24 protein-coding genes are annotated in these 26,886 nt (G+C 40.7%); 7 read left to right on the forward strand and 17 right to left on the reverse strand.

Going from position 1 to position 26,886, the window contains the following annotated elements; genetic code table 11:
- Position 1: 1 nt before the first annotated feature.
- Both ccoO and ccoN read right to left on the reverse strand, forming a co-directional pair.
- Positions 2-622, reverse strand: coding sequence for a cytochrome-c oxidase, cbb3-type subunit II (gene ccoO / locus KP803_RS17155; RefSeq protein ID WP_248010087.1), 621 nt, complete (start codon positions 620-622; stop codon positions 2-4).
- Positions 623-634: 12 nt separating this feature from the next.
- The gene (gene ccoN, locus KP803_RS17160; protein ID WP_248010088.1) at positions 635-2,062 is read right to left on the reverse strand and encodes a cytochrome-c oxidase, cbb3-type subunit I; all 1,428 of its coding nucleotides are present in this window, start codon (positions 2,060-2,062) and stop codon (positions 635-637) included.
- 274 nt (positions 2,063-2,336) lie between these two features.
- Between ccoN and KP803_RS17165 the strand changes: the two genes are divergently transcribed.
- The 3 genes from KP803_RS17165 (at position 2,337) to KP803_RS17175 (ending at position 5,725) form a co-directional block, all read left to right on the forward strand.
- Positions 2,337-2,708, forward strand: coding sequence for a hypothetical protein (locus tag KP803_RS17165; protein ID WP_248010089.1), 372 nt, complete (start codon positions 2,337-2,339; stop codon positions 2,706-2,708).
- A gap of 82 nt (positions 2,709-2,790) precedes the next feature.
- Positions 2,791-3,978, forward strand: a complete 1,188-nt coding sequence (locus KP803_RS17170; protein ID WP_248010090.1) for an FIST signal transduction protein — start codon at positions 2,791-2,793, stop codon at positions 3,976-3,978.
- A gap of 25 nt (positions 3,979-4,003) precedes the next feature.
- Positions 4,004-5,725 (forward strand): response regulator, encoded by a 1,722-nt coding sequence (locus tag KP803_RS17175; protein ID WP_248010091.1) that lies wholly within the window; start codon positions 4,004-4,006, stop codon positions 5,723-5,725.
- 489 nt (positions 5,726-6,214) lie between these two features.
- Here KP803_RS17175 and KP803_RS17180 read toward each other — a convergent pair whose 3' ends face one another.
- Genes KP803_RS17180 through KP803_RS17190 form a run of 3 tightly spaced genes read right to left on the reverse strand, consistent with a single transcriptional unit; the run spans position 6,215 to position 7,581 of the window.
- Positions 6,215-6,697: a hypothetical protein gene (locus tag KP803_RS17180; RefSeq protein WP_248010092.1), complete on the reverse strand. Its 483-nt coding sequence runs from the start codon at positions 6,695-6,697 to the stop codon at positions 6,215-6,217.
- Between the two features lie 54 nt (positions 6,698-6,751).
- A complete protein-coding gene (locus KP803_RS17185) occupies positions 6,752-6,937 on the reverse strand; it encodes a hypothetical protein (RefSeq protein WP_248010093.1) in 186 nt (61 codons plus the stop codon).
- 47 nt (positions 6,938-6,984) lie between these two features.
- A complete protein-coding gene (locus tag KP803_RS17190) occupies positions 6,985-7,581 on the reverse strand; it encodes an outer membrane beta-barrel protein (RefSeq protein WP_282437319.1) in 597 nt (198 codons plus the stop codon).
- A 342-nt stretch (positions 7,582-7,923) separates the two neighbouring features.
- Between KP803_RS17190 and parS the strand changes: the two genes are divergently transcribed.
- Together parS and KP803_RS17200 are read left to right on the forward strand one after the other, a co-directional pair.
- Entirely contained in the window at positions 7,924-8,367 is a 444-nt protein-coding gene (gene parS, locus KP803_RS17195; protein ID WP_248010095.1) for a type II RES/Xre toxin-antitoxin system antitoxin, read from the forward strand.
- A complete protein-coding gene (locus KP803_RS17200) occupies positions 8,367-8,837 on the forward strand; it encodes an RES family NAD+ phosphorylase (RefSeq protein WP_248010096.1) in 471 nt (156 codons plus the stop codon). Before parS ends, KP803_RS17200 begins: the two co-directional genes overlap by 1 nt.
- A 35-nt stretch (positions 8,838-8,872) precedes the next feature.
- On the opposite strand, the gene KP803_RS17205 is transcribed toward KP803_RS17200, so the two are convergent.
- The 4 genes from KP803_RS17205 to matP form a co-directional block, all read right to left on the reverse strand.
- The gene (locus KP803_RS17205) at positions 8,873-9,256 is read right to left on the reverse strand and encodes a hypothetical protein (RefSeq protein WP_248010097.1); all 384 of its coding nucleotides are present in this window, start codon (positions 9,254-9,256) and stop codon (positions 8,873-8,875) included.
- Between the two features lie 155 nt (positions 9,257-9,411).
- A complete protein-coding gene (locus KP803_RS17210; RefSeq protein ID WP_248010098.1) occupies positions 9,412-9,744 on the reverse strand; it encodes a hypothetical protein in 333 nt (110 codons plus the stop codon).
- A 195-nt stretch (positions 9,745-9,939) separates the two neighbouring features.
- Entirely contained in the window at positions 9,940-10,251 is a 312-nt protein-coding gene (locus KP803_RS17215) for a DUF3634 family protein (RefSeq protein ID WP_248010099.1), read from the reverse strand.
- Between the two features lie 22 nt (positions 10,252-10,273).
- Entirely contained in the window at positions 10,274-10,723 is a 450-nt protein-coding gene (gene matP, locus KP803_RS17220) for a macrodomain Ter protein MatP (protein WP_248010100.1), read from the reverse strand.
- A 159-nt stretch (positions 10,724-10,882) separates the two neighbouring features.
- Here matP and KP803_RS17225 point away from each other — a divergent pair, with 159 nt between their 5' ends.
- Positions 10,883-12,535, forward strand: a complete 1,653-nt coding sequence (locus tag KP803_RS17225; protein ID WP_248010101.1) for an AAA family ATPase — start codon at positions 10,883-10,885, stop codon at positions 12,533-12,535.
- A 66-nt stretch (positions 12,536-12,601) separates the two neighbouring features.
- Complete coding sequence (fabA, locus tag KP803_RS17230; protein ID WP_248010102.1) at positions 12,602-13,120, forward strand: bifunctional 3-hydroxydecanoyl-ACP dehydratase/trans-2-decenoyl-ACP isomerase; 519 nt, start codon at positions 12,602-12,604, stop codon at positions 13,118-13,120.
- Positions 13,121-13,251: 131 nt separating this feature from the next.
- On the opposite strand, the gene rmf is transcribed toward fabA, so the two are convergent.
- The 8 genes from rmf to KP803_RS17270 all read right to left on the reverse strand — a co-directional run bounded on the left by rmf (position 13,252) and on the right by KP803_RS17270 (position 26,708).
- Positions 13,252-13,425: a ribosome modulation factor gene (gene rmf, locus KP803_RS17235; protein WP_248010103.1), complete on the reverse strand. Its 174-nt coding sequence runs from the start codon at positions 13,423-13,425 to the stop codon at positions 13,252-13,254.
- Between the two features lie 197 nt (positions 13,426-13,622).
- The gene (locus KP803_RS17240; protein WP_427916965.1) at positions 13,623-15,278 is read right to left on the reverse strand and encodes a DUF3466 family protein; all 1,656 of its coding nucleotides are present in this window, start codon (positions 15,276-15,278) and stop codon (positions 13,623-13,625) included.
- Positions 15,279-15,280: 2 nt separating this feature from the next.
- On the reverse strand, positions 15,281-17,197 hold the full coding sequence (locus KP803_RS17245; protein WP_248010105.1) for an ABC transporter ATP-binding protein: 1,917 nt from the start codon (positions 17,195-17,197) through the stop codon (positions 15,281-15,283).
- Positions 17,178-17,417 (reverse strand): glutaredoxin family protein, encoded by a 240-nt coding sequence (locus KP803_RS17250; RefSeq protein ID WP_248010106.1) that lies wholly within the window; start codon positions 17,415-17,417, stop codon positions 17,178-17,180. Before KP803_RS17250 ends, KP803_RS17245 begins: the two co-directional genes overlap by 20 nt.
- A 12-nt stretch (positions 17,418-17,429) precedes the next feature.
- Complete coding sequence (gene rlmKL / locus KP803_RS17255) at positions 17,430-19,556, reverse strand: bifunctional 23S rRNA (guanine(2069)-N(7))-methyltransferase RlmK/23S rRNA (guanine(2445)-N(2))-methyltransferase RlmL (RefSeq protein ID WP_248010107.1); 2,127 nt, start codon at positions 19,554-19,556, stop codon at positions 17,430-17,432.
- Between the two features lie 491 nt (positions 19,557-20,047).
- Positions 20,048-20,590, reverse strand: coding sequence for a cell division protein ZapC (locus KP803_RS17260; RefSeq protein WP_248010108.1), 543 nt, complete (start codon positions 20,588-20,590; stop codon positions 20,048-20,050).
- 216 nt (positions 20,591-20,806) lie between these two features.
- The gene (gene pyrD / locus KP803_RS17265) at positions 20,807-21,817 is read right to left on the reverse strand and encodes a quinone-dependent dihydroorotate dehydrogenase (RefSeq protein WP_248010109.1); all 1,011 of its coding nucleotides are present in this window, start codon (positions 21,815-21,817) and stop codon (positions 20,807-20,809) included.
- Positions 21,818-21,866: 49 nt separating this feature from the next.
- Entirely contained in the window at positions 21,867-26,708 is a 4,842-nt protein-coding gene (locus tag KP803_RS17270; protein WP_248010110.1) for an NAD-glutamate dehydrogenase, read from the reverse strand.
- Positions 26,709-26,886: the final 178 nt, after the last annotated feature.

Below are 26,886 nucleotides of genomic sequence, written 5' to 3' on the forward strand. Positions count from 1 at the left end.
CTTATTTCATTGCGTGGCCAAGAGATTGAAGATAAGCGATGATGGCATCCATCTCAGACTTACCTTTCACGTCTTGCTGTGCGTTAGCAATCTGTTCATCTGTGTAAGGTACACCGAATTGATTGCGGAAGATTTCTAGCTTCTTCTGAGTGTGTTTACCATCCAGAATATTGGTTTCTAACCAAGGGAAGCCAGGCATGTTTGACTCTGGAACAAGTTCGCGCGGGTCAATCAAATGCACTCGGTGCCATTCATCAGAATAACGTCCACCTACACGAGCTAGATCTGGACCAGTACGTTTAGAACCCCATAGGAAAGGATGTTCCCATACGTGCTCACCAGCAACAGAGTAGTGACCGTAACGCTCAGTTTCAGAACGGAAAGGACGAATCATTTGGCTATGACAAACGTTACAACCTTCGCGGATGTAAATATCACGGCCTTCCATCTCCAAAGCAGTGTAAGGTCGCAGGTTTTCTACTGGCTCGTTCGTCTGCTTTTGAAACATCAGAGGCGCGATTTCAACTAACGCACCAAAGCTGATAGCGATAACGATAAGAATTGCTAACAATCCTACGTTTTTCTCAATCAGTTCATGGAAGTTTTTTGAATTTTTGCTCATTCTTAAATCTCCTTAAGCCGGTTGCGGGATAGCTTTAAGGCTATCTTTAGGCGCGGTGATTGTTTTGTACGCGTTGTATGCCAATAAGAACATACCTGATAGGAAGATGAGGCCTCCTACAAAACGTACAAAGTAGAATGGGTAAGATGCTTCTACAGACTCAACAAAGCTGTAAGTCAACGTACCATCTGCATTAACTGCACGCCACATTAGACCTTGCATAACACCAGAGATCCACATTGCTACAATGTAGAAAACCGTACCGATAGTTGCTAACCAGAAGTGGACGTTGATTAGAGACACTGAATACATACGCTCTTGACCAAATAAGCGGGGAATCAAGTGATAAAGCGTGCCGATAGTAACCATTGCAACCCAACCTAACGCACCAGAGTGAACGTGACCAACGGTCCAGTCTGTATAGTGAGAAAGTGCGTTAACCGTCTTGATTGCCATCATCGGACCTTCAAAGGTAGACATACCATAGAAAGATAGAGAGACAACTAAGAAACGTAGAATCGGATCGTAACGAAGTTTATGCCATGCACCAGATAGCGTCATAATACCATTGATCATACCACCCCAAGATGGAGCAAATAGAACCAATGACATCACCATACCTAAAGACTGAGTCCAGTCTGGTAGCGCTGTGTAGTGTAAGTGGTGAGGGCCAGCCCAGATGTAAAGAGAAACCAGTGCCCAAAAGTGAACAATCGATAAACGGTAAGAATATACTGGACGTTCTGCTTGCTTAGGAACGAAGTAATACATCATGCCTAAGAAACCAGCGGTTAGAAGGAATCCAACGGCGTTGTGACCGTACCACCACTGTATCATTGCATCGATAGCACCCGAGTACATTGAGTAGGACTTACCCATTGAAACCGGAATTGCCATGCTGTTTACAATATGTAATACAGCAACAGTGATTATAAAGGCACCGAAGAACCAGTTTGCTACATAAATATGCGAGGTATTACGTTTAATCAATGTTCCAAAGAACACGACTGCATACGCAACCCAAACAAGTGTGATAGCGATATCGATTGGCCATTCTAGTTCTGCGTACTCTTTACCTGAGGTTAAACCCAAAGGCAACGTGATTGCAGCGGACAGGATTATTGCTTGCCATCCCCAAAAGGTGAATGGGACAAGAGGGCCACCAAATAGGCGAGTTTGGCAAGTACGCTGTACAACATAATAAGATGCTGCGAAGAGGGCACTTGTACCAAACGCAAAAATTACTGCATTGGTATGCAGAGGACGTAAGCGACTATAAGTCAGCCACGGAGTATCAAAGTTCAGCTGGGGCCAAACTAGTTGAGCGGCAATCAAAACACCAACAGCCATACCGACAATACCCCAAAGAATAGTAACTAAGGTGAATTGACGAACGACCGTATAGTTGTAGTTTTGTTCAAGCTGCTTTTCTTGGCTCATTTGCATGCTTCCATATTTTTATTAACTACACTTTACTTCCAACACGACACTTTACTTTCAACAAAACAAGTGTCGTAATGCCACCCAAATCCTTTGGAAATTTCATACCAAAATCGGTGTTATCATTCCATTATCAACTTTAAAAAGTGGCACTTTCAGGTCGAAACTATACTTGAATTAACAATTTAATGACAGCTCAGTAACCTTGCGATTGGTCAGGTTTTGTGGGTTTTTTTAAAAAATTTGAACTTAATTACATGGAGAGACATTTACAATGGCAGCACAGCCTTTAACAAAAGGGCGTTTTGTTCAAATAATCATCATGTTGATTGTATTGATCGGAGCTTTTACATGGCGCACGATAAACCATTCACAAGCCCTATTTGTAGACTGCAAATACCAAGAGACTTGTGTATTTAATGTGAAAAATAGCATTGTAGAAGCGGTTTTCACGCGAGAGCTAATAAAACTTAACGTTGACCAGTCTATTATCGATATTTCTACCCCACTGATCGTCGTTAAACCTACTAAAAATCAAAAGGAATGGGCTTTACCTGATGCTGATCACGATAGTGGGATAAAAATGCAATTTACATTAGAAAATAACGATGTATATCAAGTAAGTATCAATAATTATCAGCAATAAACGAATAGGATACCGAAAATGTATGTCACAACGTTATTTTGTTGTATAACTTAACGAGCCCTTAGAACTCGGTGTTGATGTTATGAAGTTTATTACTCATGTAACTCACAATAAAAATACACGTTTAGCTGTGCAGGAGCTTTCAAAAGCACTGCAAAAAGAAAATCTATCTAGCGTTATCTGTTATTACACGCAAGAGCATAGGCCAGAGGATCTTCAAAAAGAGTTCTCACTGTCATTACCTGGAGTTTCCCTCATTGGATGCTCAACATGCAAAGGGGTAATGACAGATAAAGGTGTGCATTTTGGAACGGTTATTGGTGTACTTGCTATTTGCGATAACGCGTCAAATGCATATGGCTCGGGATTAGTGCATGTAACCGAAGATAACAACGTAGAAGAAGCCACCGCACAAGCACTGGAGATCGCATTAACCAAATCAGATAGAAAAGGTGAACTACCAGGATTTATAGTCCTTCACTCGACACCTGGAACAGAAGAGCGAATCATCGATGCTATCGATAAAACATTTCATACTCAAGTTCCAATAATAGGTGGGAGTGCTGCTGACAATCATATAGACGGTCATTGGTCTATTTTTACAGAATCAGACTCAACAGGTTCTGGCCTCGCATTGCAAGTTTTCTACCCATCACAAAACGTATCCGCTGGATTAAGTGCAGGGTATTCACCGACAGAATTCAAAGGAAAAGTGACCAAGTGTGATAATCGTGAGCTACTCGAGATCGACCATCAACTCGCGCAGGATGTTTATTTAGAGTGGATCAGTGATCACGCCGGCGTCGATGTGCCAAAACATTTTGTTTTTGAACTAGTCACTGAGTTCCCATTGGGTAGAACCGTCGGCGAAATATACACAAACCCATACTACAAGCTTTCTCACCCTATAAGCATAAGCAGTAACGGTGGTCTCTTACTGTTTACTGATATTGCTATTGGCCAAGAAGTGACATTAATGTCAGGTGATCGCCAAAAACTAATTGGGAGAGCAGGGCGTATCCTAAAAGAAACAAAGCGACGTATACGGTCTGATAACCAAATCGTAGGCGCAATCTGTATTATTTGTGCCGGGCCAATGTTGTATTTAAAAGAAGATATTCACGAAGTATATAAAGAGATTTCAAACGAGCTAAACGGCCGACCATTTATTTGCCCATTTACATACGGAGAGCAAGGTCGTTTCATTGATGGTGAGAATGCCCACGGAAACCTAATGGTCTCATCAGCGCTCTTTCATTCTACTTTGTAACAATATGGAAATAATAAAGAAAGAAATGGAAATAAAGACAAAAGAAGAGTTGAATGAGTTGCTACTGGAACTAAAAAGAAGCCAGCAAAGAGAGACTAACCTTGCATTAGAAAATAGAGCCATTCTGGATGCGATATCAGCGATCACTGGAGCACAGAACAAACACCAAATATTCCATGAGCTTAAACACACATTAGCACTACACATTGATTTTGATGATTTTGTTGTTTTGAGTAAAACATCAAGTGATGCCGTATTTGAAACCTTCCTCACCTCCAACTCAGCTTTCGTTAATCTAAAGTGGCCACAAGAAGAGAAGTTCATTCGTGTCTTAAGCGGAGAATGCATCATTCTCTTTGAGCCTACTTCTTTAAGTGAATTTTCACACTTAAACCCTTTTATTAAAAACCAAATCAATTCTGCATTGCTGACAGGGATAAATACAGCGACGTCTCAATCAGTGATCTTGCTGTTAGGAAATAGTAAAGGGCGTTTTCCAATCTCAACTCGCGATACGTTGTCACGTTTCCGTCCTCTGTTAGAGAGGGCTCTAATAGATATTGAACAAAAAGAGCGCCTACAACAACTCGTCTCTATTCGTACTGCCGAACTTAAATTAGCACAAGAAAAAGCCGAGGAAGCAAGCAAAGCAAAAACTCAATTCCTCGCAATGATGAGCCATGAGCTAAGAACACCGCTCAATACCGTACTAGGCCTAATTGAAGTCTTAGAGCTTGAATTATTGGATGCCAAACAGCTTGATTCGTTGAGAAAAATGAGCGCTTCTGCTGAACTTCTGCTTGTGTTAATCAATGACATATTAGACTTGACTCGCATTGAAGCAGGACAGTACTCCATTAATTATCAATGGGTTGAATTAAACTCATTGCTCAATCAAACAGTAGAACACTACTATACACAGGCAAAGCAAAAAGAACTGGAGCTGCTTTGTGATTTTAATTCTATCGCTAATCATTACTACCATATCGATCCCATTCGCTTGTCTCAAATTGTCTTTAACCTTATAGGTAATGCCATTAAGTTTACTTTGACGGGGAGCGTACATGTAAAAGCAAACATTGATAATGACACCTTAACGATCACTGTTTCAGACACTGGGATTGGCATTGAAGAGTCTCGACTCTACACGCTGTTTACTCCATTTATACAAGCTGATAATTCTATAACCCGACAGTTTGGTGGGACTGGTTTAGGCCTAACAATAACGAAGCACCTTGTAGAGTTAATGAACGGCGAAATAAATGTAGATAGCACGCTTGGTCACGGTGCTACATTTTCAGTAGAAATTCCAGTGACGTGGAAGGCCTCTGTAAATTCGCAAAATAATGAAACGAATAATCTAGAGTGTGGGGAAAAGCCTTATAAGGCTCAGCGAGTACTTGTAGTTGAGGATACAGAAACAAATCAGATGGTTATCAAGCTGCTGTTAGAAAAGAAGGGTTACAACGTAACTACATTAACTAATGGAAAGGACGCAGTGGAGTACTTAAAGTTACATAATCAAAGCCAAGATGCTGTAATAATGGATGTATCCATGCCAATAATGGACGGGTTAACCGCAACGACTTTAATCCGAAAGTTTAACCAAGACATTCCAATCATCGCGCTCACTGCGCACGCAATGAAACAAGATAAAGAAGATTGTTTTAAAGCTGGAATGAATGCATTTGTCACCAAACCAATAAGAAGCCAAGAGATAATACGAGCATTAGAATCAGTCATCTAAACAAACTGAATCTAAGATCTAGTAGAGATCTCTAACTAGATAAGCAAAGAATAGATGCTCTTGATACTAATAATCATTTCTTTAGCTCTAAAGAAATGATTATTAGGTATTTTATGGTAAATACATTTATGTTCAATGAAAGTGATCACAGGGCGAACATTCAGATATAATCAACACACAATTACATTCAATTTAACATAATATACATAATGCGCACTGATGATGCAATCATCAATAGTATGTGTATTACTTGAGAAGTTTTGAAGCGGTACAGATTAGACCGCTTCTCATGTTAAAAAGTTAAAGTTTGATTGGACACTATGCAATGGCTCTAAAGTAAAACAATATAGAAGCCCCAAATATAACGCCTGCCCATCCTAAGCATTTTTTAACTAAGGATTCTGACTGACTAAAACAATAGAAACCGACTAATATACAAGCAAATACAAAATCGAAAACAATATACATATAAGTCTGCTATAAAATTATTCAGTATAAATTAAGCGCTCTAATCACTTTCAAAGCATCGAATGGTGACTCAAAGTACTCATTGACGAGTTTTATTACTTTCTCCACGCCGAGTTCTTCAACAACTTTTACTATATCTTTATCCTCTTTGGCCAGTAACAACCATTGATCATATGAAGAGGTGTCACCCGTTTCAGCCACGTAATTAAGCATGGCATCTGTATAGCTAGCTCTTTCATGCTGAATACATTTATTAGAAGCATGTGAAAATGCAAACATAACTACATTTTGTTTTTGAGCTACTGTAAGTGACAAAAACCATTCATTCTTAACTTCTATGCTGTAATCAAATTCTTTTCGAAGCTGTTTGCATTCACGCACCTTAGAATTCAACACTTCGTAGTTTTCAACCATTTCTTGCTCTAAATAGTTTGTCCAAGTTTGGCTAACCGCACTCGAAGTAAATAATAAAGATGTTAAGAAAAAAATCGACTTACAACGCATTGTATACGCACTCCCAAAATTTACGCTCTTCACCATGGCTTTCTAGAGCCGCTTTTAAATATAGTTCTTGTTCGACTCACTCATGATTAAGATCTCTTTGAGTAAGCTCGTGCTGTTAAACACTTTTTCATATTGAGCCGTTGCCACTTTATCATTGGTGTCTTTCAAGGTTTCGTAGACGTCTTCGTGCAGCCAAGTTATCAACGCTTCTAGCTCGCCTATTTCAATTGCTTTATCCATGTGATTTATGAAGCGGTACAAATTAAACCACTTCTGATGGTAGCTAATTAAAAGAAGTATCGAATGCCAGTGTATGCACTACCAGTAGATACTTCGATAGTTTCAATTTCAGTGAAAGCTGCACGATAACCAAGATGAATATCGATATCTCGATTAACAATAAACCCAAGTTCTGCACCAAATTGATAGCCAAGCTCTGATTTTGAAGCGGAAACATTACTAACTTGAGCTTCCATGTCCATACTACCAATACCAGCTAGCAACGACACGTAGACATCTGCCTGATCATACTGAACAATGAATTTGGGTTTAATATTAACAAATACCCCATTCCCTTTAATCTTAAATTCATCGTCATAATTTGCTTTTCCAAAATGACGATATTCAGCTTCTAAGCCAAGCTTAACGACTTCATGTGTATCAAATTCATAGCCTGCCAAAAAGTTATAACCGAAATCTCCAAAGTCACTAGATTCTTGTATAGATACATCACTTACTTCAAGTTTCGTATTGTTGTATACAGATAAGTCTGCACCGATATAGAAGCCTCGTTTATTTTCTTCCATAGTATTCGCATGAACACTTGAAACAGAACTAATACTTAAAAGAGTTAATGTTGGAGCCAACCAATAGTGAGTTTTCATTAAATTAATTATCCATAATATAGGGAAAATATAACAACCAAGATTAGGCTTAAGCGCCATGGGTTATGTGTCAATACACATAGTATGCATTTTTTTGTTCGTAAACGGAATGGCATTCCATTGATTTCCTGTTGATCGCTCTAATCAACCACTTCCAAGAGCATAATATCCTATCTATCAACTTTTAAAATATCATAACACCCTGATAAAAATAACTTTTACTATTACACTAGTGAAAGTGACTTATACCCCTATTATATTGGTATGGATAGCTCCCTCTTGATTCATTAGCTCATTTGAACTAGTATCAAGAGGTCATATGGACCAATAAAGGAAATAATGATGGCAATGAATGAACTTAAACGCTTTAAGCCTCAGCGCGGCCACAAACCCAGTTTTTGGTCTGGTCTTGGAATTAAGGACGCTAATACTGCAGCGGTACATCAAGGGTTTGAACCTAAGGTCTACCGAAACATTATTGAACGCACTAAGCTGTCTCAAAGTGAATTTCATCATGTCACGCATATTCCTGTCAGCACTATAAAGCGTCGCCTAAAAAACGATGAGCGCTTTAATACACAAGAAAGCGATGCGATCTACCGATTAGCAATGCTTATTAAGCTGGCTACCGAGCTATTCAATGATGAGCAACGTGCTTTGGAGTGGATGAGAGAAAGTGTGTATGGCCTTGGTAACAAGCGTCCCCTAGATATGGTGTCAACAACGGTAGACTTTGAGATAGTCAAAGATTTAATTGGTCGTGTTGAACATGGTGTCTTTTCATAATGGAGCTGTATCGACTGACTCAGAAGAAATTTGCAGATTCACCCTTCAGCCCAATTGGAGCCAAATTATTTGGTGGTCGTTGGAACTCAAAAGGCACGGAAGCTTTGTACTTTGCAGAGTCTGAATCCCTATGTGCATTGGAAGTATTTGTCCACGTCAACAATGACCCAAACATCATTACGCAATATGATCTCTACCGAATTAACATCCCAGATGAGTTGATTGTAAAACTGGATAATGAAGATTTACCGCCGAGCTGGCGTGATATTCCGGTCAGTGAGCCGACTCAAGAAATCGGCGATCAATTCTTAACTGAAGTGGAACCACACTTTGCAGCGTTACAAGTGCCCTCCACCATTTCACCAAGAGATCACAACTATGTGGTGAACCCTAACCACTCTGCTTTAGTAGCGATTTTTGAGCAACATGAAAAACTGGAATTCGAGTTTGACCCAAGAATTTTCAAATAATTGTCCAATAAACCTTAATCTCTAACTAAATACCTTTAAGTACATTCGCTGACTAATAACCTCCAGTCTTCTTCAGAGACGTCGCCTTTATATACTCTTATTCGGTAATAACCAGATTTCGTTAACGATGTCACCCTTACATGCGGACGCCATAGAAGTGGTCGCCTGTACCTTAAGGCGGCAATCAATCCGTGTAGATAGAACTCTCCATTGTCTATAGTGAGCCGCTTGTCTGCCCCATTCTTGTCCGCAAAAAAATGGCTGATACCAGCAAGAAAAGGATAAACGAACGACATGTAGTTAAGTTCAGTGGTGAAGGCAACTTGATAGAGGAACAGGCCAAATAATGCCCCGCCAATACTTAAGTAGATACCCATCAATCGTTGTTTCTTCGTGTTAAATTGAATCTTTCTTTTCATTTTCTTGTTATACATGTGCCGTATATAAGTGTATTTTTCTCTACGTGAAGGAGTTGTCTAGGCTTAATCGTTATAAACTTCGACACATATCAAAGAGTGATGGATAAATGATCGATGAATAGCGGAAAATTTCTGTTTATCTTTAAAGTGAGGAATTATAAACCTTTTGATTCCACATGAATGCGTAGATACTTCTCTGGCTCATCCATATGGTATTTTTTGTTTTTCCTCAGTATTTTCTTGCTCTCTCGACACATTGATGTGCTTCCTGAGCCATGTGCACGACGAATTGTTGCTGTATTGCCATTTACTTTCAACTCAAGCATTAAATCGCAATATTCTGTCGCTTCAAAGTCTAACTTTCTTAGTTTTTTAACCAAATCTTTCTTGATAGTTTTAGCTGTTTTGTTGTAGTCGGCATCATCTTGACCCGCTATTGAATAAGCTACTAATAATAAAAGTGATAGTACAATAGTTCGAATGAGCATAAGCGCCTCCTTTAGAGGCACTGTAGCATTACACTAGAAATGAATTTGACAAAAGATCGCTGAAAGCGAGTGATAGATAAGTGTGTGGTAATTATGCTGTTTAACAGTAAGTGCTTAAAGCTTATACCCTATAAACACAACACGTTAAATCAACCAATTTTTAATTGCGTAGTTCGATAAAACTCAAGTCTATGCTCATGCTCTCTTGTTGCTAGAACGGTTTCTAAACCCTTGATGAGGAAAAACGTTGCGGATACGTTGTTGAACCTTTTTAGGCACAGCGTCAGTAAACACGAGTTTAGTCCCTGTACGTTGTTGATAAACCTTAAAGCTTCCATCAAATGGTACGATACTCGCTATTTCTTCTACATTGTGTCGAAATTTTGCAGGAAAGTGCCCTTTTACCTTTGAGATTTTTCCATGTAGGAAGCTCACTTTAAGAACCGGACGATCGACTGCAACCAACCAAAATATAATTATTGCAGCAACCAAAATGACATATAACATAGCGTAACCTCGTCAAGAGTTATCAATTAGATAGTAGCTTATTTAAATCCTGTTTGAGATCGCTCACCGTTTGGCTCGCTTTTTCACTTCGAGAAGCTTCGGTTAGCAAGTATTCGATCGCGTCTGATAACGTACAGCCTAATTCGTTTGCACGATAAGAAAGCTTTTCCCATACTCTGTAATCAAGATCGATGGATTTCTTCTTGGTGTGAATCTGCTCTGCATTGAAATGACGCTTTCGCTTGGCACGAATGGCTTGTTTCATTTTATTATCGAGTTCTGGTGACATATGTTCGTCTATCCAATCTAAGACTCGAGTTGGCTCGTGTTCTAACTCTTGTAACAGTTTAACAGCAGCATCGGCTTCACTTGTATCAACGTGGCAAGTAATAGAATCCCCATCTTTCCATTTTTTGATTAGGTACTGCCATTTCCATCCACATTCTAGATTTTCAAGTTGTTGATACTTCATCACTCTGCCCTTCTACTATTTAGGGTGACAGCGTAACTCTAGATGAATTATATAACAATTAACTTAGTTAAAATTCTAGAGAAAGATCATTTTATCTATGCCGAAATCCCCTTTTACGTTACAATTTTCAGCCCTTAATTTGTCATATGACGATAGTGAATGAATCAAGAAATCTGGCGCGCGGTCACGCCACAATACGACGCTTTTAAAGACATCATTGAAGGGATATCTTCTATCCCACCAAAAGCGTTTATGGATACGCAAAACCGCCTTTCCGGATCTATTAATCAGTTTGTCGGTCTCTCTGGTGTTTCACGTGTCATGATGATCAACGCACCTGACAATGCACTGTATCGAAACCTTATCTCAGAGCAGATCCGCCGTTGCGTAGACCTTTCTACTCCTGTGGTATATAGCGAGACTTTAGATTCTGCTTCGGTATTTGGTCAATATAAAGCGGAAGATGGTGTGTTGAAGCAACATTTCCCAGGCTTACTTGACCAAGCAAACAACGGCTATCTGATTCTCACCGCCTCTTTCTTACTTGCAAACCCAATCAGTTGGCTAAAGTTAAAGTCTGTTGTTTTGGGCCAAAGTGCTTCGCCACTCAATCTCGACCCTAAGCATGAGCTATTGGAAGCCATACACAATCATTACAATATTAAGATAGTGATTGTGGGAGATCGAGAGCAGCTAGCTGAAATTGATTATCTTGATGCTGATATTCACACGGGGCTATGTTTATTCAGTGAGCTAGAGCTTGAGCTTCCCGTCACGACAGACAACATTCATACGTACCTTGGGTACCTTAATTGGATTTGTTCTAGTTACTCACTCCCTTCGCTTGATTCAACATCCATTGAACGTTTGTTGATCGCCGGGGCACGTTACACAGAAGACCAAGGTTACATCCCTATTTGTTTGATGTGGCACCTAGCGCTACTACAAGAAGCCGCCCTTGTTTCAAATGGCGAAACAATAACGTTTGATCACATCGATACTGCAATTGACAATAAGAAGTACCGAGAGTCATATCTGCCAGAACGAGCACTGTCTGATATTTTAGATGGTCAGGTTATTATTGAAACCAAAGGAGAACAGGTTGGCCAGGTGAATGCACTCACCGTGATTGATGTGGCAGGACACCCATTATCCTATGGCGAACCCGCTCGTATTTCTTGTGTCATACACTTTGGTGACGGTGATGTCTCTGATGTAGAGCGTAAAGTTGATCTTGCGGGTAATCTTCATGCTAAAGGTATGATGATCATGCAAGCTTTTGTCAGTAGTGCCCTTCAACTTGATGAGCCGTTACCCTATTCTGCTTCTCTCGTTTTCGAGCAGTCTTACTGTGAAGTTGATGGCGATAGCGCCTCTTTAGCAGAATTGTGCTGCTTTGTAAGTGCTTTATCTGAATACCCAATAAGCCAAGAAATCTCAGTCACCGGTGCCGTCGATCAGTTTGGTCGAGTACAAGCCGTCGGTGGCCTGAATGAAAAAATTGAAGGCTTTTACCATGTCTGTAAACACCAAGGCTTTACTGGAAATCAAGGGGTGATTTTGCCTCGTTCAAATTTGAAGCACTTGGCATTGGATAAATCAGTAATTGAAAGCATCAAATCAGGTGAGTTTCATATCTGGCCAGTATCTAATGTGGATGAAGCCGTCCCAATATTAATGAACCAACCTTTTAGAGGTGATGACGACAATAGTGTCGTTAGTAAAATCGCTGAACGTATTGAAAACTTTGAAAGACTTGAACATCCACCAGGAATTGTAGAGCGGTTCAAAAACTGGCTCTCATCGTACTGATCGGAGTTGTTTAGCGTACACCTGTTCACTAACATGCACATATCAGAAATTGGAGTGATAGATATAATGCAAAACAAAAAAGATTCTTACGACCGCGACGACCTACTAGCTTCTAGCCGAGGCGAGTTATTTGGCCCAGGTTACCCTCAATTACCAGCGCCAAACATGCTAATGATGGACCGCGTAAGCAAGATGTCTGAAACTGAAGGCGAATATGGTAAAGGCTTAGTAATTGCTGAGCTTGATATTACTCCAGACCTTTGGTTCTTTGATTGTCACTTCCCAGGTGACCCTGTAATGCCAGGCTGTCTTGGTCTTGATGCAATGTGGCAACTTGTTGGTTTCTATCTTGGTTGGGTTGGCGGTAAAGGCAAAGGCCGTGCTCTTGGTGTAGGTGAAGTTAAATTTACTGGTCAAGTTCTACCGACAGCGAAGAAAGTAACGTATGAAATCAACATGAAGCGCGTTGTTAACCGCCGCTTAGTTATGGGCGTAGCTGACGGCCGTGTTCTAGTTGATGGTAAAGAGATTTATGTAGCGAAAGACCTAAAAGTTGGCCTTTTCCAAGATACTTCAACTTTTTAAGTTAACGTTATTTTAAAAACGACTCTCTTGAGTCGTTTTTTTGCAGCTTGATATTTAGTTATAGTGCGTTAGGGTATCTTTATATAGCCCCTTGCGGGGCTAATGTTCCTTAGCTTAACTGTGTATGGAGGTTATTTATAAAGTCCAGATTGTTTGTCATCTCTGGCATCACGCCACCCACCTAACCAGTAAGACTTCGCATCCATTTGTTGATACGGGCAGTTTTCGGAAGATCGTCCGTTTAATCCTGCTTTATAGCCTTGAGATTGTGCTCTTTCTAGGCGGTCACGCTTTTGTCTCTTCATAGTGTCGTCCTCATACATGAACATGGTTATCTAACAAACTAGGTTTTTAACCTACTAAGTCTTTAACGTACTACTACTAAATTTAGGTGGAGTTTTACAGCTCCAACTTTAAGATTCGATCAAAAATGCACTTTTCTCAAGTAAAAAAAAAGCAGCGCATCAAAAATGTGACGCGCTGCTCTAGATTACAATTTAACCTATTTTCTACGGAACCCTAACAGGCCAATAAGAGCAAACATGGCCCAACCTATGCTTCCGCCTTGACGTTCAACCGTTGGTTCTTCAACTCCACGTGGTTGAATGTGACTACTATTTCTATCTTGAATAGGAATTAACTTAACCGCGACAGTCGATTCAGTTTGAGTACCGCCACCACAGTAAGAGTTATGTGTTGTATTGTCGTAACCACCGTCACATTTAATTGCCGTAGCTGAAATTACACCAGCATCGTTGATGTCCGTTGCGTCAATGATGCGGTATTGGTTCGCGTTACCAGTCGCATTATCATCATTCGTCAAGTTATCCAAATACTGAGATCTATTTTCGAAGATAGCCCTACGCTCATCTACACTACCTTCAAAATCATGCGGATAGATAAAACCACGAAGACGACGAGGCTTACCATTGTTCTCACGCGTATCTTCCGCGTCAATCTGGCCAACAATCTCATTATATTTGTTTACAGCGCCTGCTTTACCACCAGCACCATCAAAGAATATTCCACCAGAAAGGAAAGAAGCAGACGGCGAAGAGCTAGCAGCGTTACTTACAAACAAGCGATTACCTGCCGCACCGTTTTGTGGGTAATAACCACTGCGTTTTGCGGTACCAATTACCAGTAAGTTTTCGTTAATGCCGGACGCTACTGAGTTACTGTGAATAGTATCACCGTCGATACGCTGTTGTGCACCAGAAATTTGTCTTGTAGACCAACCGCCAGCCGTTGAATAAGTTCCCGTGGTAGAAACAAAAACTGAAGCATTGTAATAATTATCATCACCGAAAGTATTGAAACCTACAGAGTAAATATTACCTGTGTCGTCAATAACGATGTCACGCATACTACCTTGAGCTAATAATTCACCATCTTGAATTTGGCCACCACTTCCCCAACTCAACTCAACTGGTGCTTCATTGTTTTTCCATATAGCAGGTTTAGATGTGTGATGTTCGCCTTGGTCATTAGTCCTGCTACGAGCAATACTGCCTACACCGTAATTATCAGAACCAACGCTTGTTACAGCCCAAGAGCGCCCCTGTTTCCAATCACTAGTCGCAACTGGAAATGGAGAGACAATATCATTTCGGTTATCTTTGTCCGTGCTTTGGTTACCGACAGGGTTGCCATCAGAATCTAAACTATTAATAACGTTGTTAAATTTATTAATGTACGCAGCTGCGTCGTTTTCAACAAACGCGAGCGCGTTAGAAGTAGTACTTCCTTGACGTTCCGTATTCCAAGCAGCCCAATGCTCATCAGCCCAAGTTTCGCACGTTGAGTAAAGCAGTTCACGGTAACAGTAGTATTTGAAATCATCGTAATCTTGGATATAGCTGAAGCTTCTATCCATTGCAAATGGTGCCTCTTCACGATAACTCACACCATCCACTGTATTTCTAGTTTCGCCTGCTAAAACATAATCAGTGCTTGAACAACTATTACCAAAACAACCTAAGTCGTTAGTTCCAACATCGCCAGGCTGAATAGCCACACCATGGACTTCTTGGTACTCACCATCACTGATCCCAATCGGATCAACTTCTACAATCGTATAGAGAGCTGCATTAGCCGTGGTCGCAGCCAAAATAGTGGCCGCAATAGTTGATAATTTAAATACGTTACTACTTGTCAAAATTAACTTTCCTGTTGCATAGCTTCGAGCTCTTCCCATCGCTCGAAAGCAGATTCCAGCTCCTGCTCAGTAGCAGAAAGCTTATCTAATGTTGTTTGAGTCTCATCGATTGACTTAGCAAAGAAGTTAGGATCATTTACTGTCGTCTGTAATGCTTCGATTTCTTGCTCTAATTCTTCTAAACGTAGCGGCAATGCCTCTAACTCTCGTTGCAGCTTATAAGATAACTTCTTAGGTTTAGCCTTAGAAGTTACCGTTTTGGGAGTTTCCTCAACTACTTTCTTTGGTTCTGGCGGTTTTTGCGCCAATCGCGCGTTATTTACCTGCGCTCTTTGTTGCTGTGCATCATGGTAACCACCAACGAACTCTTCAATTACTCCATTACCTTCAAAGATCCAACTCGTCATTACAGTATTATCTACAAACTGACGATCGTGGCTTACAAGAAGTAGCGTACCCTGATAGTTGGCAAGTAAATCCTCTAAAAGTTCCAAAGTTTCGATATCTAAATCGTTGGTTGGTTCATCAAGAATCAATAAATTGTTCTGTTTAAGGAAAATACGAGCTAGCAGTAAGCGGTTTTTCTCTCCACCTGACAAGGCTTTAACTGGAGTACGTGCTCGTTTAGGGGCAAACAAAAAGTCCTGCAAATAACTTAATGCATGACGCTCGCGTCCACCAACCGTTACCTCTTGTTTACCATCAGCCAGGTTATCAATAACAGACTTCTCAGGGTCAAGAATCTCACGATATTGGTCAAAATAAGCGACTTCTAGCTTAGTACCACAATGTAGGCGACCAGAATCTGGTTGTAACTTGTTTAATAGCAACTTGAGTAACGTACTCTTACCACAACCATTAGGACCAATTAACGCGATACGATCGCCTCGCATGATGTTAAAGCTGAAGTTCGAAACAATTTTCTTGCCTTCAATTTCATAATTAAGGTTTTCAGCTTCAAATACGATCTTACCTGAACGTGCCGCGCTATCGATATTGAGGTTAACTTTGCCCTGCACTTCACGACGGTTACTGCGCTCTTCACGAAGCTTCTTAAGTGCACGTACACGCCCTTCATTACGCGTTCGACGAGCTTTAATGCCTTGTCTAATCCAAACTTCTTCTTGAGCAAGCTTTTTATCAAACTCAGCGTTCTGCATCTCTTCGACACGCAGTTGCTCTTCTTTTTCTACTAGGTAGTTTTCGTAGTCACCAGGGAAAGAGTTCAATTTACCGCGATCAAGGTCAACAATACGTGTCGCCATTGATTTAATAAACGCACGGTCGTGGGAAATAAAGATGATTGAACCACGGAAATCTTTTAGGTAGCTCTCTAGCCATTCAATCGTTGCAACGTCTAGGTGGTTAGTTGGCTCATCAAGCAACAGTACTTGAGGATCACTCACAAGTGCCCTAGCAAGCGCGGCTTTACGTTGCCACCCACCAGAAAGGTCAGTTAATTTTGTGCTCGCATCCAGCTTAAGAGACGCCAATACGTTAGTAATTCGTTCTTCAAAACGCCACGCATTAGAGTGATCAAGCTTGTCTTGTACACGAGATAACTTATTAATATTTGATTCACTAGGATCTATCGCAATAAGATCAAGAAGATCGTGGTAGATCTTCAGCTGTTCGCCAACTTCGGCTAAACCACCAGACACATAATCAAAAACCGTACCCGCTTCATTTCGAGGTGGATCTTGCTCAAGCCTAGAAACAACAACATCTTGCGTGATGGTGAGCTTTCCATCATCCATAAGAATGTTTCTAGATAGAACTTTCATTAATGTTGACTTGCCTGCACCGTTACGGCCGACAAGACAGACTCTCTCGTTTTCTTGAAGAGCGAAATCAGAGTGATCCAGTAACGGGTGATCGCCAAATGCTAGCGAACCATTATTAATGGTGAGTAATGCCATTTTTATCTAACCAACTTTGTAATTCTTGTGAGTTAAAAGGCCAATTCAGCTCCGATTCTTCGAATCTAACCACTGGAATCGTGACCCCGTAACGTGAAAATAGTGTTTCATCAAAAGCAATATCAACGATATTCAACTCTTGAGATAACGTACATGCTTGAAGCAGTTCAAGGGCCATCTCACATAGATGGCATCCTTCTGTACTGTATAGAGTGATCAAATCAGTAACCTATTACTCGCTATCGTGTGTTAATAGCCAGCAGTTATGAATATGTTTGTTTCTTGAGAAATCTAATGGCAGTGTTTTCGATGAAATATTTGTCGCTTTCAATCCAAGTTCTTTCAACGCTTCAAGATCCATTTTGAAATGACGTTTATTGTTTGAGAACACAATCGTACCCTCTTCACGTAGTAAACGCTTGAGGTCAGTCATTAACTGAATATGGTCTCTTTGGATATCAAAAGATTGAGCCATACGCTTAGAGTTAGAGAATGTCGGCGGATCAATAAAGATAAGATCGTATTGCTTATCAGACATGCTTAACCATTTTAAGCAATCTGCTTGCTCAAACTTATGCTGGCTGCCTACTTTACCATTAAGCGTCATATTGTCTTTCGCCCACTCTAAGTAGGTATTTGACATATCAACGGTCGTCGTAGATTTAGCGCCACCACAAGCGGCATGAACCGTTGCAGAGCCTGTATAAGCAAATAGGTTTAGGAAATCTTTACCCGCAGCCATTTCACCAAGCTTGCGGCGAGTGATCTTATGATCGAGGAATAAACCAGTATCTAGGTAGTCATGAAGATTAACAATCAGCTTAACACCGTACTCATGAACTTCTAATCGCTCAGACTGTTGACCTAGCTTCTGGTATTGCGAGCGGCCTTTCTGTTTCTCACGAACTTTTAAAACGACTTTATTCGCTTCTGTACCCGTTACATCGATAGCGGCACGGATAACATCGGTTAATCGGCGTTTTGCTGTCTCTTCAGGTACATCTTTAGGTGCTGCGTATTCTTGAATCACTAATTGATCCAAGTAAATATCAATCGCAACATTGTACTCTGGTAAATCTGCATCATAGATGCGGTAACACTCTAGCTTTTCTTTACGTGCCCATTTACCAATTTTTCCAATGTTCTTCTTAAGACGATTCGAGAAATCTGGTGCAATAAGAGTCGGCTCTTTATTGTTATCGACGAAGTCGGCACGCTTTGCTGATATCGAGTAGTTCTTTTGGTTACACGGTAACGCACCATTATTCAACTTGAATGTTTTCTCTGCTCGCATACGAATGCAGCTCAATAGCTCATCTGACGCAGAGAAGATAGAGGCGGTACTACCAGGAAATTCTAACTTAAGTTGTGCACCAAACGCTGTGTATAGAGCGATTAGGCCTGGGTGTGTACCTAAACGCTCACCATATGGAGGGTTAGATACGATAACTCCGGTTTCGAAACCTTTTGGACGTTTCAATTCAGCAGCATCACCTAGCTCAAATTCAATTAAGCTATCAACACCCGCACGACGAGCATTATCACGTGCTGTTTGTAATACTCTAGGGTCGTTATCAACACCAAAGAACTTACAGTCAACTTTATTGACACCACGACGACCTTGTACAGCCGCCTCTGATTTAACTTCAGCCCAAAGCTCTGGTTCAAAGTCTTCTAGTGCCTCAAACCCCCACTTCTGACGCTTAATACCAGGTGCTACGTTCGCTGCCATCATTGCGGCTTCAATTACAAGCGTACCTGAACCACACATAGGGTCTAGGAATGGTGTTGACGCATCCCAACCACTTCTAAGAATAATCGCAGCAGCAAGAGTCTCACGTAATGGTGCTCGTCCAGATTCAGGACGGTAACCGCGTTGATGCAAACCACCACCCACCATATCGATACCGAGAATCGCTTTATCACGGTGAAGACGCACGTGAACACGAAGATCGGCATGATCTTTACTGATCGACGGTCTTGGAAGGCTTTTCTTAGTGAAACAATCAACGATGGCGTCTTTAACCTTCATTGCGCCGTATTGGCTATTTCGAATTTCTCGGTTTGTACCATTAAAATCAACGACAAATTTCTTAGAACTGTGGAAATGATTCACCCAGTTCACCGCCGTTGCAGATAAGTACAAGTCCATATCGTCGTTACAGGTGAATTCTGAAAGAACACGGACAAATCTAGAAGCTAATCGGCTCCATAAACAGCAACGATAAATTTGCTCAGTCGATGCCTTAAACTTCACCCCTGCTTGCACAGGTTTTGGGTTCTGAATGCCTAATTTAATCAGTTCTTCAACCAATAAGTTTTCAAGGCCGTTTGAGGTAACTGCTAGATATTGTTGCATAGTGCTCTTTTAGTATTAAAAAATGACCCCGCATTATACCTGACTATCAATTTATATACCTACCTATCCAAATATAAAGTTAGTCCATTCACCTAATTTTCTTGGCAAAGCCCCGTTAACTGTTTAATAAATCATCAAAGTTAACTTGGTGCATTTCTTTCTTACCTAACAGGTCTTCATTTTCTTTTATTTACCTATTTTCTTAGCCTAGAGGCGTAGTGAATACTTATTCACCCTGAATTTGGACTATACCAACCTGCATTTCCGACTGTAATTTAGTTACAATTAGGCTTAAAACGGGAATTATTCGTTCTCGACTACGTCGAAATCTTTCTTTTTGGGGAAGTTCAGAGGAAAACTATTTTGCTATAAAGGACACACCTCACGATATTTGAGGCAAAACAGATGACGATTGATTGGATAATCACGAAATTTAGGACAAAAAAAATCGGCCAGTGGCCGATTAAAAACGTAAAGGAAAGATATTATAGCTAGCCGACTAACGCAATTGGCTCGCTTTGGAACATATCATTGGCAAGCACCATGCGATCATGCATCACTTTTATAGCTTGCCCGAATACCAGCTGTTTTGTTGAAGAGAGGGAGAACGATTCTAAATCGATAGACGCAACTAAACTCGCCGACTCTCCTACCTCAAGGATAATGAAACAACTGTCACTCAGTTGATTGGTGAGTTTGATGAGGTCCCCTTCAGATGGAGAGAAGTCATCATATTGAGCATCAAAGAACCAGCTTTTTGGCTGTACAGGCTTGTGGAAGCGCTTAGCGGCCACACAATATAGTGCCAATTCCGCTTGGCGAGGCTCAGATAAAGGAAGTAGAGAGATTTGCTCTTTGAACGTTTGAAATGCAGATGCATCATCAACAGAGAATTCATTGATACCCATCGCACACTCAACCAATAGCTTTTTAGGAAGGTTGGTTTTAAATACAATGTCATCACCAAGGTCCAGCATCAGTATGCTCTCCTTGTCATCGTAGTACCAAGTCCATTTGTCGCTGGGTTTAAGCATCGTATCACTCTCTAATTAACGAATTATCAATCCATTCGGTAAAATGCTCTATTACCTATCGCTATGAATAAGATAATTTTACGAGTGAAACCGTAAAAAAAAAGAGGAAATGAATTATCATTTCCTCTCTATAAAGTGCCTATAAGAGCATATAATCAAACGTTACAACGTCATTAATTATTAGTGATCTCTATAGGTTAAGACGATCTATGTGGCTTAAAGATTCGTCACGATATTCTTTACAAGCTTTGGCCCATTGTAGATGAAGCCAGAATAGACTTGCACTAGCTCTGCCCCCGCCATTAACTTCTCTTTAGCAGAAACATAAGAATCTACACCACCAACACCAATAATTGGTAACTTGTCGCCTAACGCTTCATGTAGGCGACGAACGACCTCTGTACTACGAGCTTGAACTGGACGACCACTTAAGCCCCCAGCTTCATTCGCGTGCTTCATGCCTTCAACAATAGAACGATCAAGTGTTGTGTTCGTCGCGATCACTCCGTCGATCTTATTTTTGATCAACGATTCGCCAATCTGACTGATTTCATCATCACTTAGATCCGGTGCGATCTTTAATGCAATCGGGACATACTTGCCATGCTTTTCAGCAAGTTCTGCCTGTTTCGTTTTTAATTCCGATAACAGTTCATCGAGTGCTTCACCGTATTGAAGGCTGCGTAACCCTGGGGTATTTGGCGAAGAAATATTTACTGCTATGTAACCCGCGTACTGATAAACCTTTTCCATACAGATAAGGTAATCTTCAGCACCCTTTTCAATTGGTGTATCTTTATTTTTGCCAATGTTAATGCCTAATACACAGTCGTATTTTGCTTTCTTAACATTTTCGACAAGATTATCAACGCCAAGGTTATTGAAACCCATACGGTTAATAATACCTTCCGCTTCAACTAGACGAAATAGTCTTGGCTTATCATTACCTGATTGTGGACGAGGTGTAACTGTACCTACTTCTACAAATCCAAAACCCATTGCATCGAATGCTTCGATACACTCACCATTTTTATCAAGACCTGCAGCTAGTCCCACAGGGTTTCTAAAAGTCAGCCCCATACACTCGACAGTGCGAGCAGGAAGGTGTTGACGATAGAAAAGATCTAAAGGTGTACCCGTTAAACGTTTAAAATTTTGAATTGCTAGATCATGTGCCTTTTCGGCATCAAGTTGGAAAAAGCCAGTTCTGGCTAGACGGTAAAGCATTGTGCCTCCGAAAGAAATAAAAAGCCCCGTATCGACGGGGCATTATTATTTACTCATTTGCTGCACAATTCAAATTTAATAGCATTAATTCCCTGAGTGCGACTGAAAATTTTGCAAATTCATGTACAGAACCGACTTTAAACTCATTTAATATGTTTTCCCATCGATGTAAAGACACTTCATTGCTAACAATCCAATCATCCAATGCTTTAATAACATCAAATTTATCAGGATCACAACTGCAACTCATAACCTGCCCAGTTAACTGCCTTTGCTGCCAGTCTAAATCTTCTCTAAAGGCTGCTCGTGCGAGTGCTTGCCAGTTGTTATCGACCGCTTGACCATTTATCTGTTTTAGGAACCAATGAAGTGACAATCTATCACCTAAGTTGTAGTACAACTTGGCCGTTTGTTCGATAGTTTTGCCTTTTTCACGAGCCACTGTGGATATATCCAGTACTGAGTATAAACTAGATAATCTAGACACGTATTTTGCTAAATCCGCTGAGATTCCTTTTTCAACCCAACGTTTGGCCATTTCAGCATGCTCTTCAACTTCTTCTTTCACTAACATTGAATCAAGTTGGTTAGTAATAGCGTCAACATCAGATTGGTACAAGTTGATTAGCTCTTTAACCGATTGCTTACCTGGGCGATTTCTTAAGATCCAACGCGCAAGCCTTCTTAACGTACGACGAACATAGAACAGCACATCATATTGCGCATCAGAGTCCGCTTTATTATCTAGCGCTCTTGTTTTTACCAGTACATCCCCTAACCCGTATATCTCTCTCGCTGCTACATACGCATTCGCTATATCAACAATGCTAGAGCCGGTTTCTTCTTGCAAACGGGTAACGAAATTACAACCCATCTCATTAACCATTTGATTGGCAAGCACTGTCGCAATGATTTCAGCTCTTAGTGGATGATTATCCATGTACTGCGAGTAGTTACGGCGTAACTCCTCTGGGAAGTAGTTGACTAGATTCTTCGCATGAAACTCGTCATTAGCGATATCATCATGAACAAGATCTTCTTTTAAGGTCATTTTCCCATAGGCGATCAAAACTGATAGCTCAGGACGAGTCAACGCTTTACCTTGTTTTTCTCTTTCAAGCAAGGTTTCATCATCAGGAATATACTCAAGCGCTCGATCTAAGTGACCCGATTTCTCCATGGTATGGATGAATCGAATCTGCTCTTTAACCAGTGAAACGCCTTGCTTTTCTGTTACGGAAATAGACTCCGCCTGGCAGTAAGCATCATCAAGAACGATAACCCCGACTTCCTCTTCCATCGACTCTAAAATCTTGTTGCGCTGTTTTACAGTAAGGTCGCCGTGTGTCACAAGGCCATTAAGGAAGATCTTAATGTTCACTTCGTTATCTGAACAGTCAACACCGCCTACATTATCAACGAAATCGGTATTTACTCGGCCACCAGACAACGCAAACTCAATACGGCCTAACTGAGTCATTCCAAGGTTACCGCCTTCACCAATGACTTTCGCTTTTACTTCTTGCCCATCAACACGTAATGAATCATTCGCACGATCACCAACATCAGTATGCGTTTCACTTGAGGCTTTAACATACGTTCCGATCCCGCCGTTCCAAAGAAGATCGACCTCCATAGATAGGATCTTTTTAATCAGCTCATTTGGAGTCATTGATCCTTTCTTAGTGCCAATCATTTTCTGTATTTCTGGCGTAAGAGTGATTGATTTCGCTCTGCGAGAGAATACGCCACCACCTTTAGAGATTAACTTTTCGTTGTAATCATCCCATCCTGAACGGGAAAGATTAAATAGGCGATCACGTTCTTTCCAAGATTTCGCTGAGTCTGGGTTTGGATCAATAAAGATATGTAAATGGTTAAATGCGGCTTGAAGTCGAATATGCTTAGATAACAGCATACCGTTACCAAATACATCCCCTGCCATGTCACCAACACCAATCACCGTAAAGTCAGTTGTTTGGCAATTAATGCCCATTTCACGGAAATGACGTTTTACCGATTCCCAACCACCTTTTGCAGTAATACCCATCGCTTTGTGGTCATAACCATTAGAACCACCTGAAGCGAACGCATCACCTAACCAGAAGTTGTACTCTTCGGAGACAGAGTTGGCTAAGTCAGAGAAGGTTGCCGTTCCTTTGTCTGCAGCAACAACCAAATATGGATCATCTTCATCATGACGAACCACATTTTTCGGTGGCGAGATTTCACCATCGATAACATTATCAGAGACATCTAGCAGTGCTCTGATAAATCGTTTATAACAACGTTGACCTTCAGCAAAGATTTCATCACGGCCCGTAAAGTTGTGCTGACGTTTACATACAAAGCCACCTTTCGCACCAACAGGTACAATAACGGTGTTTTTAACTTGTTGTGCTTTCACCAAGCCTAAGATTTCGGTACGGAAATCTTCTTGACGGTCAGACCAACGTAAACCACCACGCGCGACTTTACCTCCTCGCAGATGAACACCTTCAATGTCTGGTGCGTATACGAAGATCTCAAACGCAGGTACAGGTTGTGGTATTTCAGGAATGTCGCTTGGTTTCATCTTCAATGATAACCAAGGTTTAGGCTGCTTATTTTCACCAAGCTGGTAGTAATTCGTTCTTAGCGTTGCAGTGATCATTTCCATATAACGACGAATGATACGATCATCATCCAAACTTTCTACATGGTCTAACTGCTCTGTTAGTTTAGTAACAAGATCATTTTGGCCTTTTTGACTTCCTTTCGATTTCGGGTCAAAACGCTTAACAAATAGATCAACTAACCCTTTCGCAATGTGTGGATAGTGGCTCAGTGTTTCTTCAATATATTGTTGACTGAATGGGAAGCCAACCTGACGCATGTATCTTGCGTACGCTCTTAGAATAGAGATTTCACGGCCTGATAATGACGCTCCGAGAACCAGTCGGTTGAATCCGTCACTCTCTAGATCGCCCTCCCAAATTGCAGCAAATGCCTGCTGGAAACGATCTCTTGCTTCACGTAAATCGACAGAGCGATCACTTTTATGAAGCATTGAGAAGTCAAGGATCCAGTATGTTTGGCCATTCACTTTTCTTACTTCATACGGAGATTCACCGATAACACGTAAGCCTAAGTTTTCAAGCATTGGCATAACATCAGATAAGTGAATTGGTTCATCACGGTGATAAAGTTTTAGCTTCACCGCTTTTGAATCTGCCGCTTCTTCTTGTGGGCGATAAAATAACATGCCCAATTTGTTGTCATCGTTGAGCGCTTCAAGTCTTTCGATATCTGCTACCGCAGATCCTGGCATCATGTCTTCTTTATAAGAGCGAGGGAATGCTCGCATGTACTCTTTAGATAAAGACAAGCCACTACTTTCACCAAAGTTCGCAACGATCGCTTGCGATAAACGGTCATCCCAAGTTGAAGATGCTTCCATCAGGTTATGTTCAATTTTCTTAACGTCTACATCCATATTGTTATTGTCTACACGTACTATGTAATGAGTTCGAGCTAATGGGCTCTCTGAGAAATAAGTAGTAAATTCTACTTCTTGTTCGCAACCAAAATACTGTTGTAGAATTCTTTGGGTTTGGCGTCTTAACTCGGTGTTATAACGATCTTTGGTTACATAAACCATACAACTGAAGAATCGACCAAATGGGTCTTTACGTACAAACAGACGCAACATATCTCGGTCTTGCATCTGTACGACACCCATGCCAACTTCAAGCAATTCATTTTCTTTTGCTTGAAGCAGTTCATCACGCGGGTAGTTTTCCAAAATATTATGGAGTGCTTTGTAAGAATATGAACCATCGCGGTAACCACTTAGATCAAGAATTCGTTCCACTTTTTCACGAATTAATGGAATGCTTTCTACGCTCTGGTTATAAACTGCTGATGTATACAAACCAGTAAATCGGTGCTCACCGATCACTTTGCCTTTCTTATCGAATTTCTTGATACCAATGTAATCGGTATACGCTGGACGATGAATTCGGCATTGAGTATTACCTTTCGTGACAATAAGCAAAAATTCTTTCATTGCTTCTAATCGTGCCGAATCAGTAAAGTCGGAAAGTTTCGTTGCTCTTACACGACTAGAGTCTGCAAAAAGTCCTAAACCAACGTCTTCGGTTGGGGAAAGAACGGTATCCCCATCAATATTCACTAGATCATATTCTTTGTATCCCATGAAAGTGAAATTATGATCCCCTAACCAACGAAGGAACTTAACCGTATCGTCATAACGATCATCTTTCGATTCAATGATCTTTTGTTGAGCTACGACTGTATTAGTTACTTCTTCTAGTTTCTCAACCATAAGAAGCCAATCTTTCACAACTAGACCTGTATCGGTAACGATGCTTAGTAACTCAGTTTTGAGAGAAGCCATTGTTTCTTTAGCGCTAAGTCTGTCTACTTCAATGTGGAATAGAGATTGGTACGCCCCATCACCACTGTTGATGCCAACCGTTTGCCCTTTTTTGTTGCGCTCAATTTGAGTTGGGCCATGAAGCATTAAGTGGGATGAAAGATCTAAACGACTCAGTGCCATTTTAACCGAGTCCACAAGGAAAGGGCTGTCTGGAACGATCATTTCAACGATAGTATGCGTTGATTGCCAACCTTGGCGACTTACTGTTGGATTAAATACTCGGACGGATACATCTTCCGGCTTCTTTTCATTGATATGGTGCCAAAGGCTAACAACGGCGCCATATAAATCAGATTCGTTCCTCTCTATCAAATCTTCTTGCGCAATATTGCTAAAAAGATGTTGAGCAAGCTGTGTCACTAAAGGTTGATCAGAAAGTTCTAGTTTGTCTTGAATTAGCTTATATACCTTTTCAAGAAGAACCGGCATTAAAGTTTCACGCACGGTCATATTCACGCTCCACAATTAGAATTGTATTTTTTGTAGGGAATGCTGTAAGCATAGTGCTTAAAGCAGGTAATGCATGATTTTATTGTAAAAGTTTTATTAGCAAATAGTTAATGGTATTTTCACGTGCGACAGGATGAATGTTTGATAATGTGATAGGTGTTCTATTTAAACGTCTACT

It is taken from the genome of Vibrio amylolyticus, from assembly GCF_023145695.1.
Lineage (GTDB): Bacteria > Pseudomonadota > Gammaproteobacteria > Enterobacterales > Vibrionaceae > Vibrio > Vibrio amylolyticus.

Bases quoted from the DNA above. Each gene is read 5' to 3' on its own strand.
- matP (WP_248010100.1), bottom strand. From the start codon at position 10,723: ATGAAGTATCAACAACTTGAAAATCTAGAATGTGGATGGAAATGGCAG.
- KP803_RS17270 (WP_248010110.1), bottom strand. From the start codon at position 26,708: ATGACCGTGCGTGAAACTTTAATGCCGGTTCTTCTTGAAAAGGTATAT.
- ccoN (WP_248010088.1), bottom strand. From the start codon at position 2,062: ATGAGCCAAGAAAAGCAGCTTGAACAAAACTACAACTATACGGTCGTT.
- ccoO (WP_248010087.1), bottom strand. From the start codon at position 622: ATGAGCAAAAATTCAAAAAACTTCCATGAACTGATTGAGAAAAACGTA.
- KP803_RS17200 (WP_248010096.1), top strand. From the start codon at position 8,367: ATGGAGCTGTATCGACTGACTCAGAAGAAATTTGCAGATTCACCCTTC.
- pyrD (WP_248010109.1), bottom strand. From the start codon at position 21,817: ATGCTTTACCGTCTAGCCAGAACTGGCTTTTTCCAACTTGATGCCGAA.
- rlmKL (WP_248010107.1), bottom strand. From the start codon at position 19,556: ATGCAACAATATCTAGCAGTTACCTCAAACGGCCTTGAAAACTTATTG.
- KP803_RS17175 (WP_248010091.1), top strand. From the start codon at position 4,004: ATGGAAATAAAGACAAAAGAAGAGTTGAATGAGTTGCTACTGGAACTA.
- KP803_RS17180 (WP_248010092.1), bottom strand. From the start codon at position 6,697: ATGCGTTGTAAGTCGATTTTTTTCTTAACATCTTTATTATTTACTTCG.
- KP803_RS17170 (WP_248010090.1), top strand. From the start codon at position 2,791: ATGAAGTTTATTACTCATGTAACTCACAATAAAAATACACGTTTAGCT.
- KP803_RS17225 (WP_248010101.1), top strand. From the start codon at position 10,883: ATGAATCAAGAAATCTGGCGCGCGGTCACGCCACAATACGACGCTTTT.
- KP803_RS17190 (WP_282437319.1), bottom strand. From the start codon at position 7,581: ATGAAAACTCACTATTGGTTGGCTCCAACATTAACTCTTTTAAGTATT.
- KP803_RS17185 (WP_248010093.1), bottom strand. From the start codon at position 6,937: ATGGATAAAGCAATTGAAATAGGCGAGCTAGAAGCGTTGATAACTTGG.
- KP803_RS17245 (WP_248010105.1), bottom strand. From the start codon at position 17,197: ATGGCATTACTCACCATTAATAATGGTTCGCTAGCATTTGGCGATCAC.
- parS (WP_248010095.1), top strand. From the start codon at position 7,924: ATGGCAATGAATGAACTTAAACGCTTTAAGCCTCAGCGCGGCCACAAA.
- rmf (WP_248010103.1), bottom strand. From the start codon at position 13,425: ATGAAGAGACAAAAGCGTGACCGCCTAGAAAGAGCACAATCTCAAGGC.
- fabA (WP_248010102.1), top strand. From the start codon at position 12,602: ATGCAAAACAAAAAAGATTCTTACGACCGCGACGACCTACTAGCTTCT.
- KP803_RS17215 (WP_248010099.1), bottom strand. From the start codon at position 10,251: ATGTTATATGTCATTTTGGTTGCTGCAATAATTATATTTTGGTTGGTT.
- KP803_RS17210 (WP_248010098.1), bottom strand. From the start codon at position 9,744: ATGCTCATTCGAACTATTGTACTATCACTTTTATTATTAGTAGCTTAT.
- KP803_RS17205 (WP_248010097.1), bottom strand. From the start codon at position 9,256: ATGAAAAGAAAGATTCAATTTAACACGAAGAAACAACGATTGATGGGT.
- KP803_RS17165 (WP_248010089.1), top strand. From the start codon at position 2,337: ATGGCAGCACAGCCTTTAACAAAAGGGCGTTTTGTTCAAATAATCATC.
- KP803_RS17260 (WP_248010108.1), bottom strand. From the start codon at position 20,590: ATGCTTAAACCCAGCGACAAATGGACTTGGTACTACGATGACAAGGAG.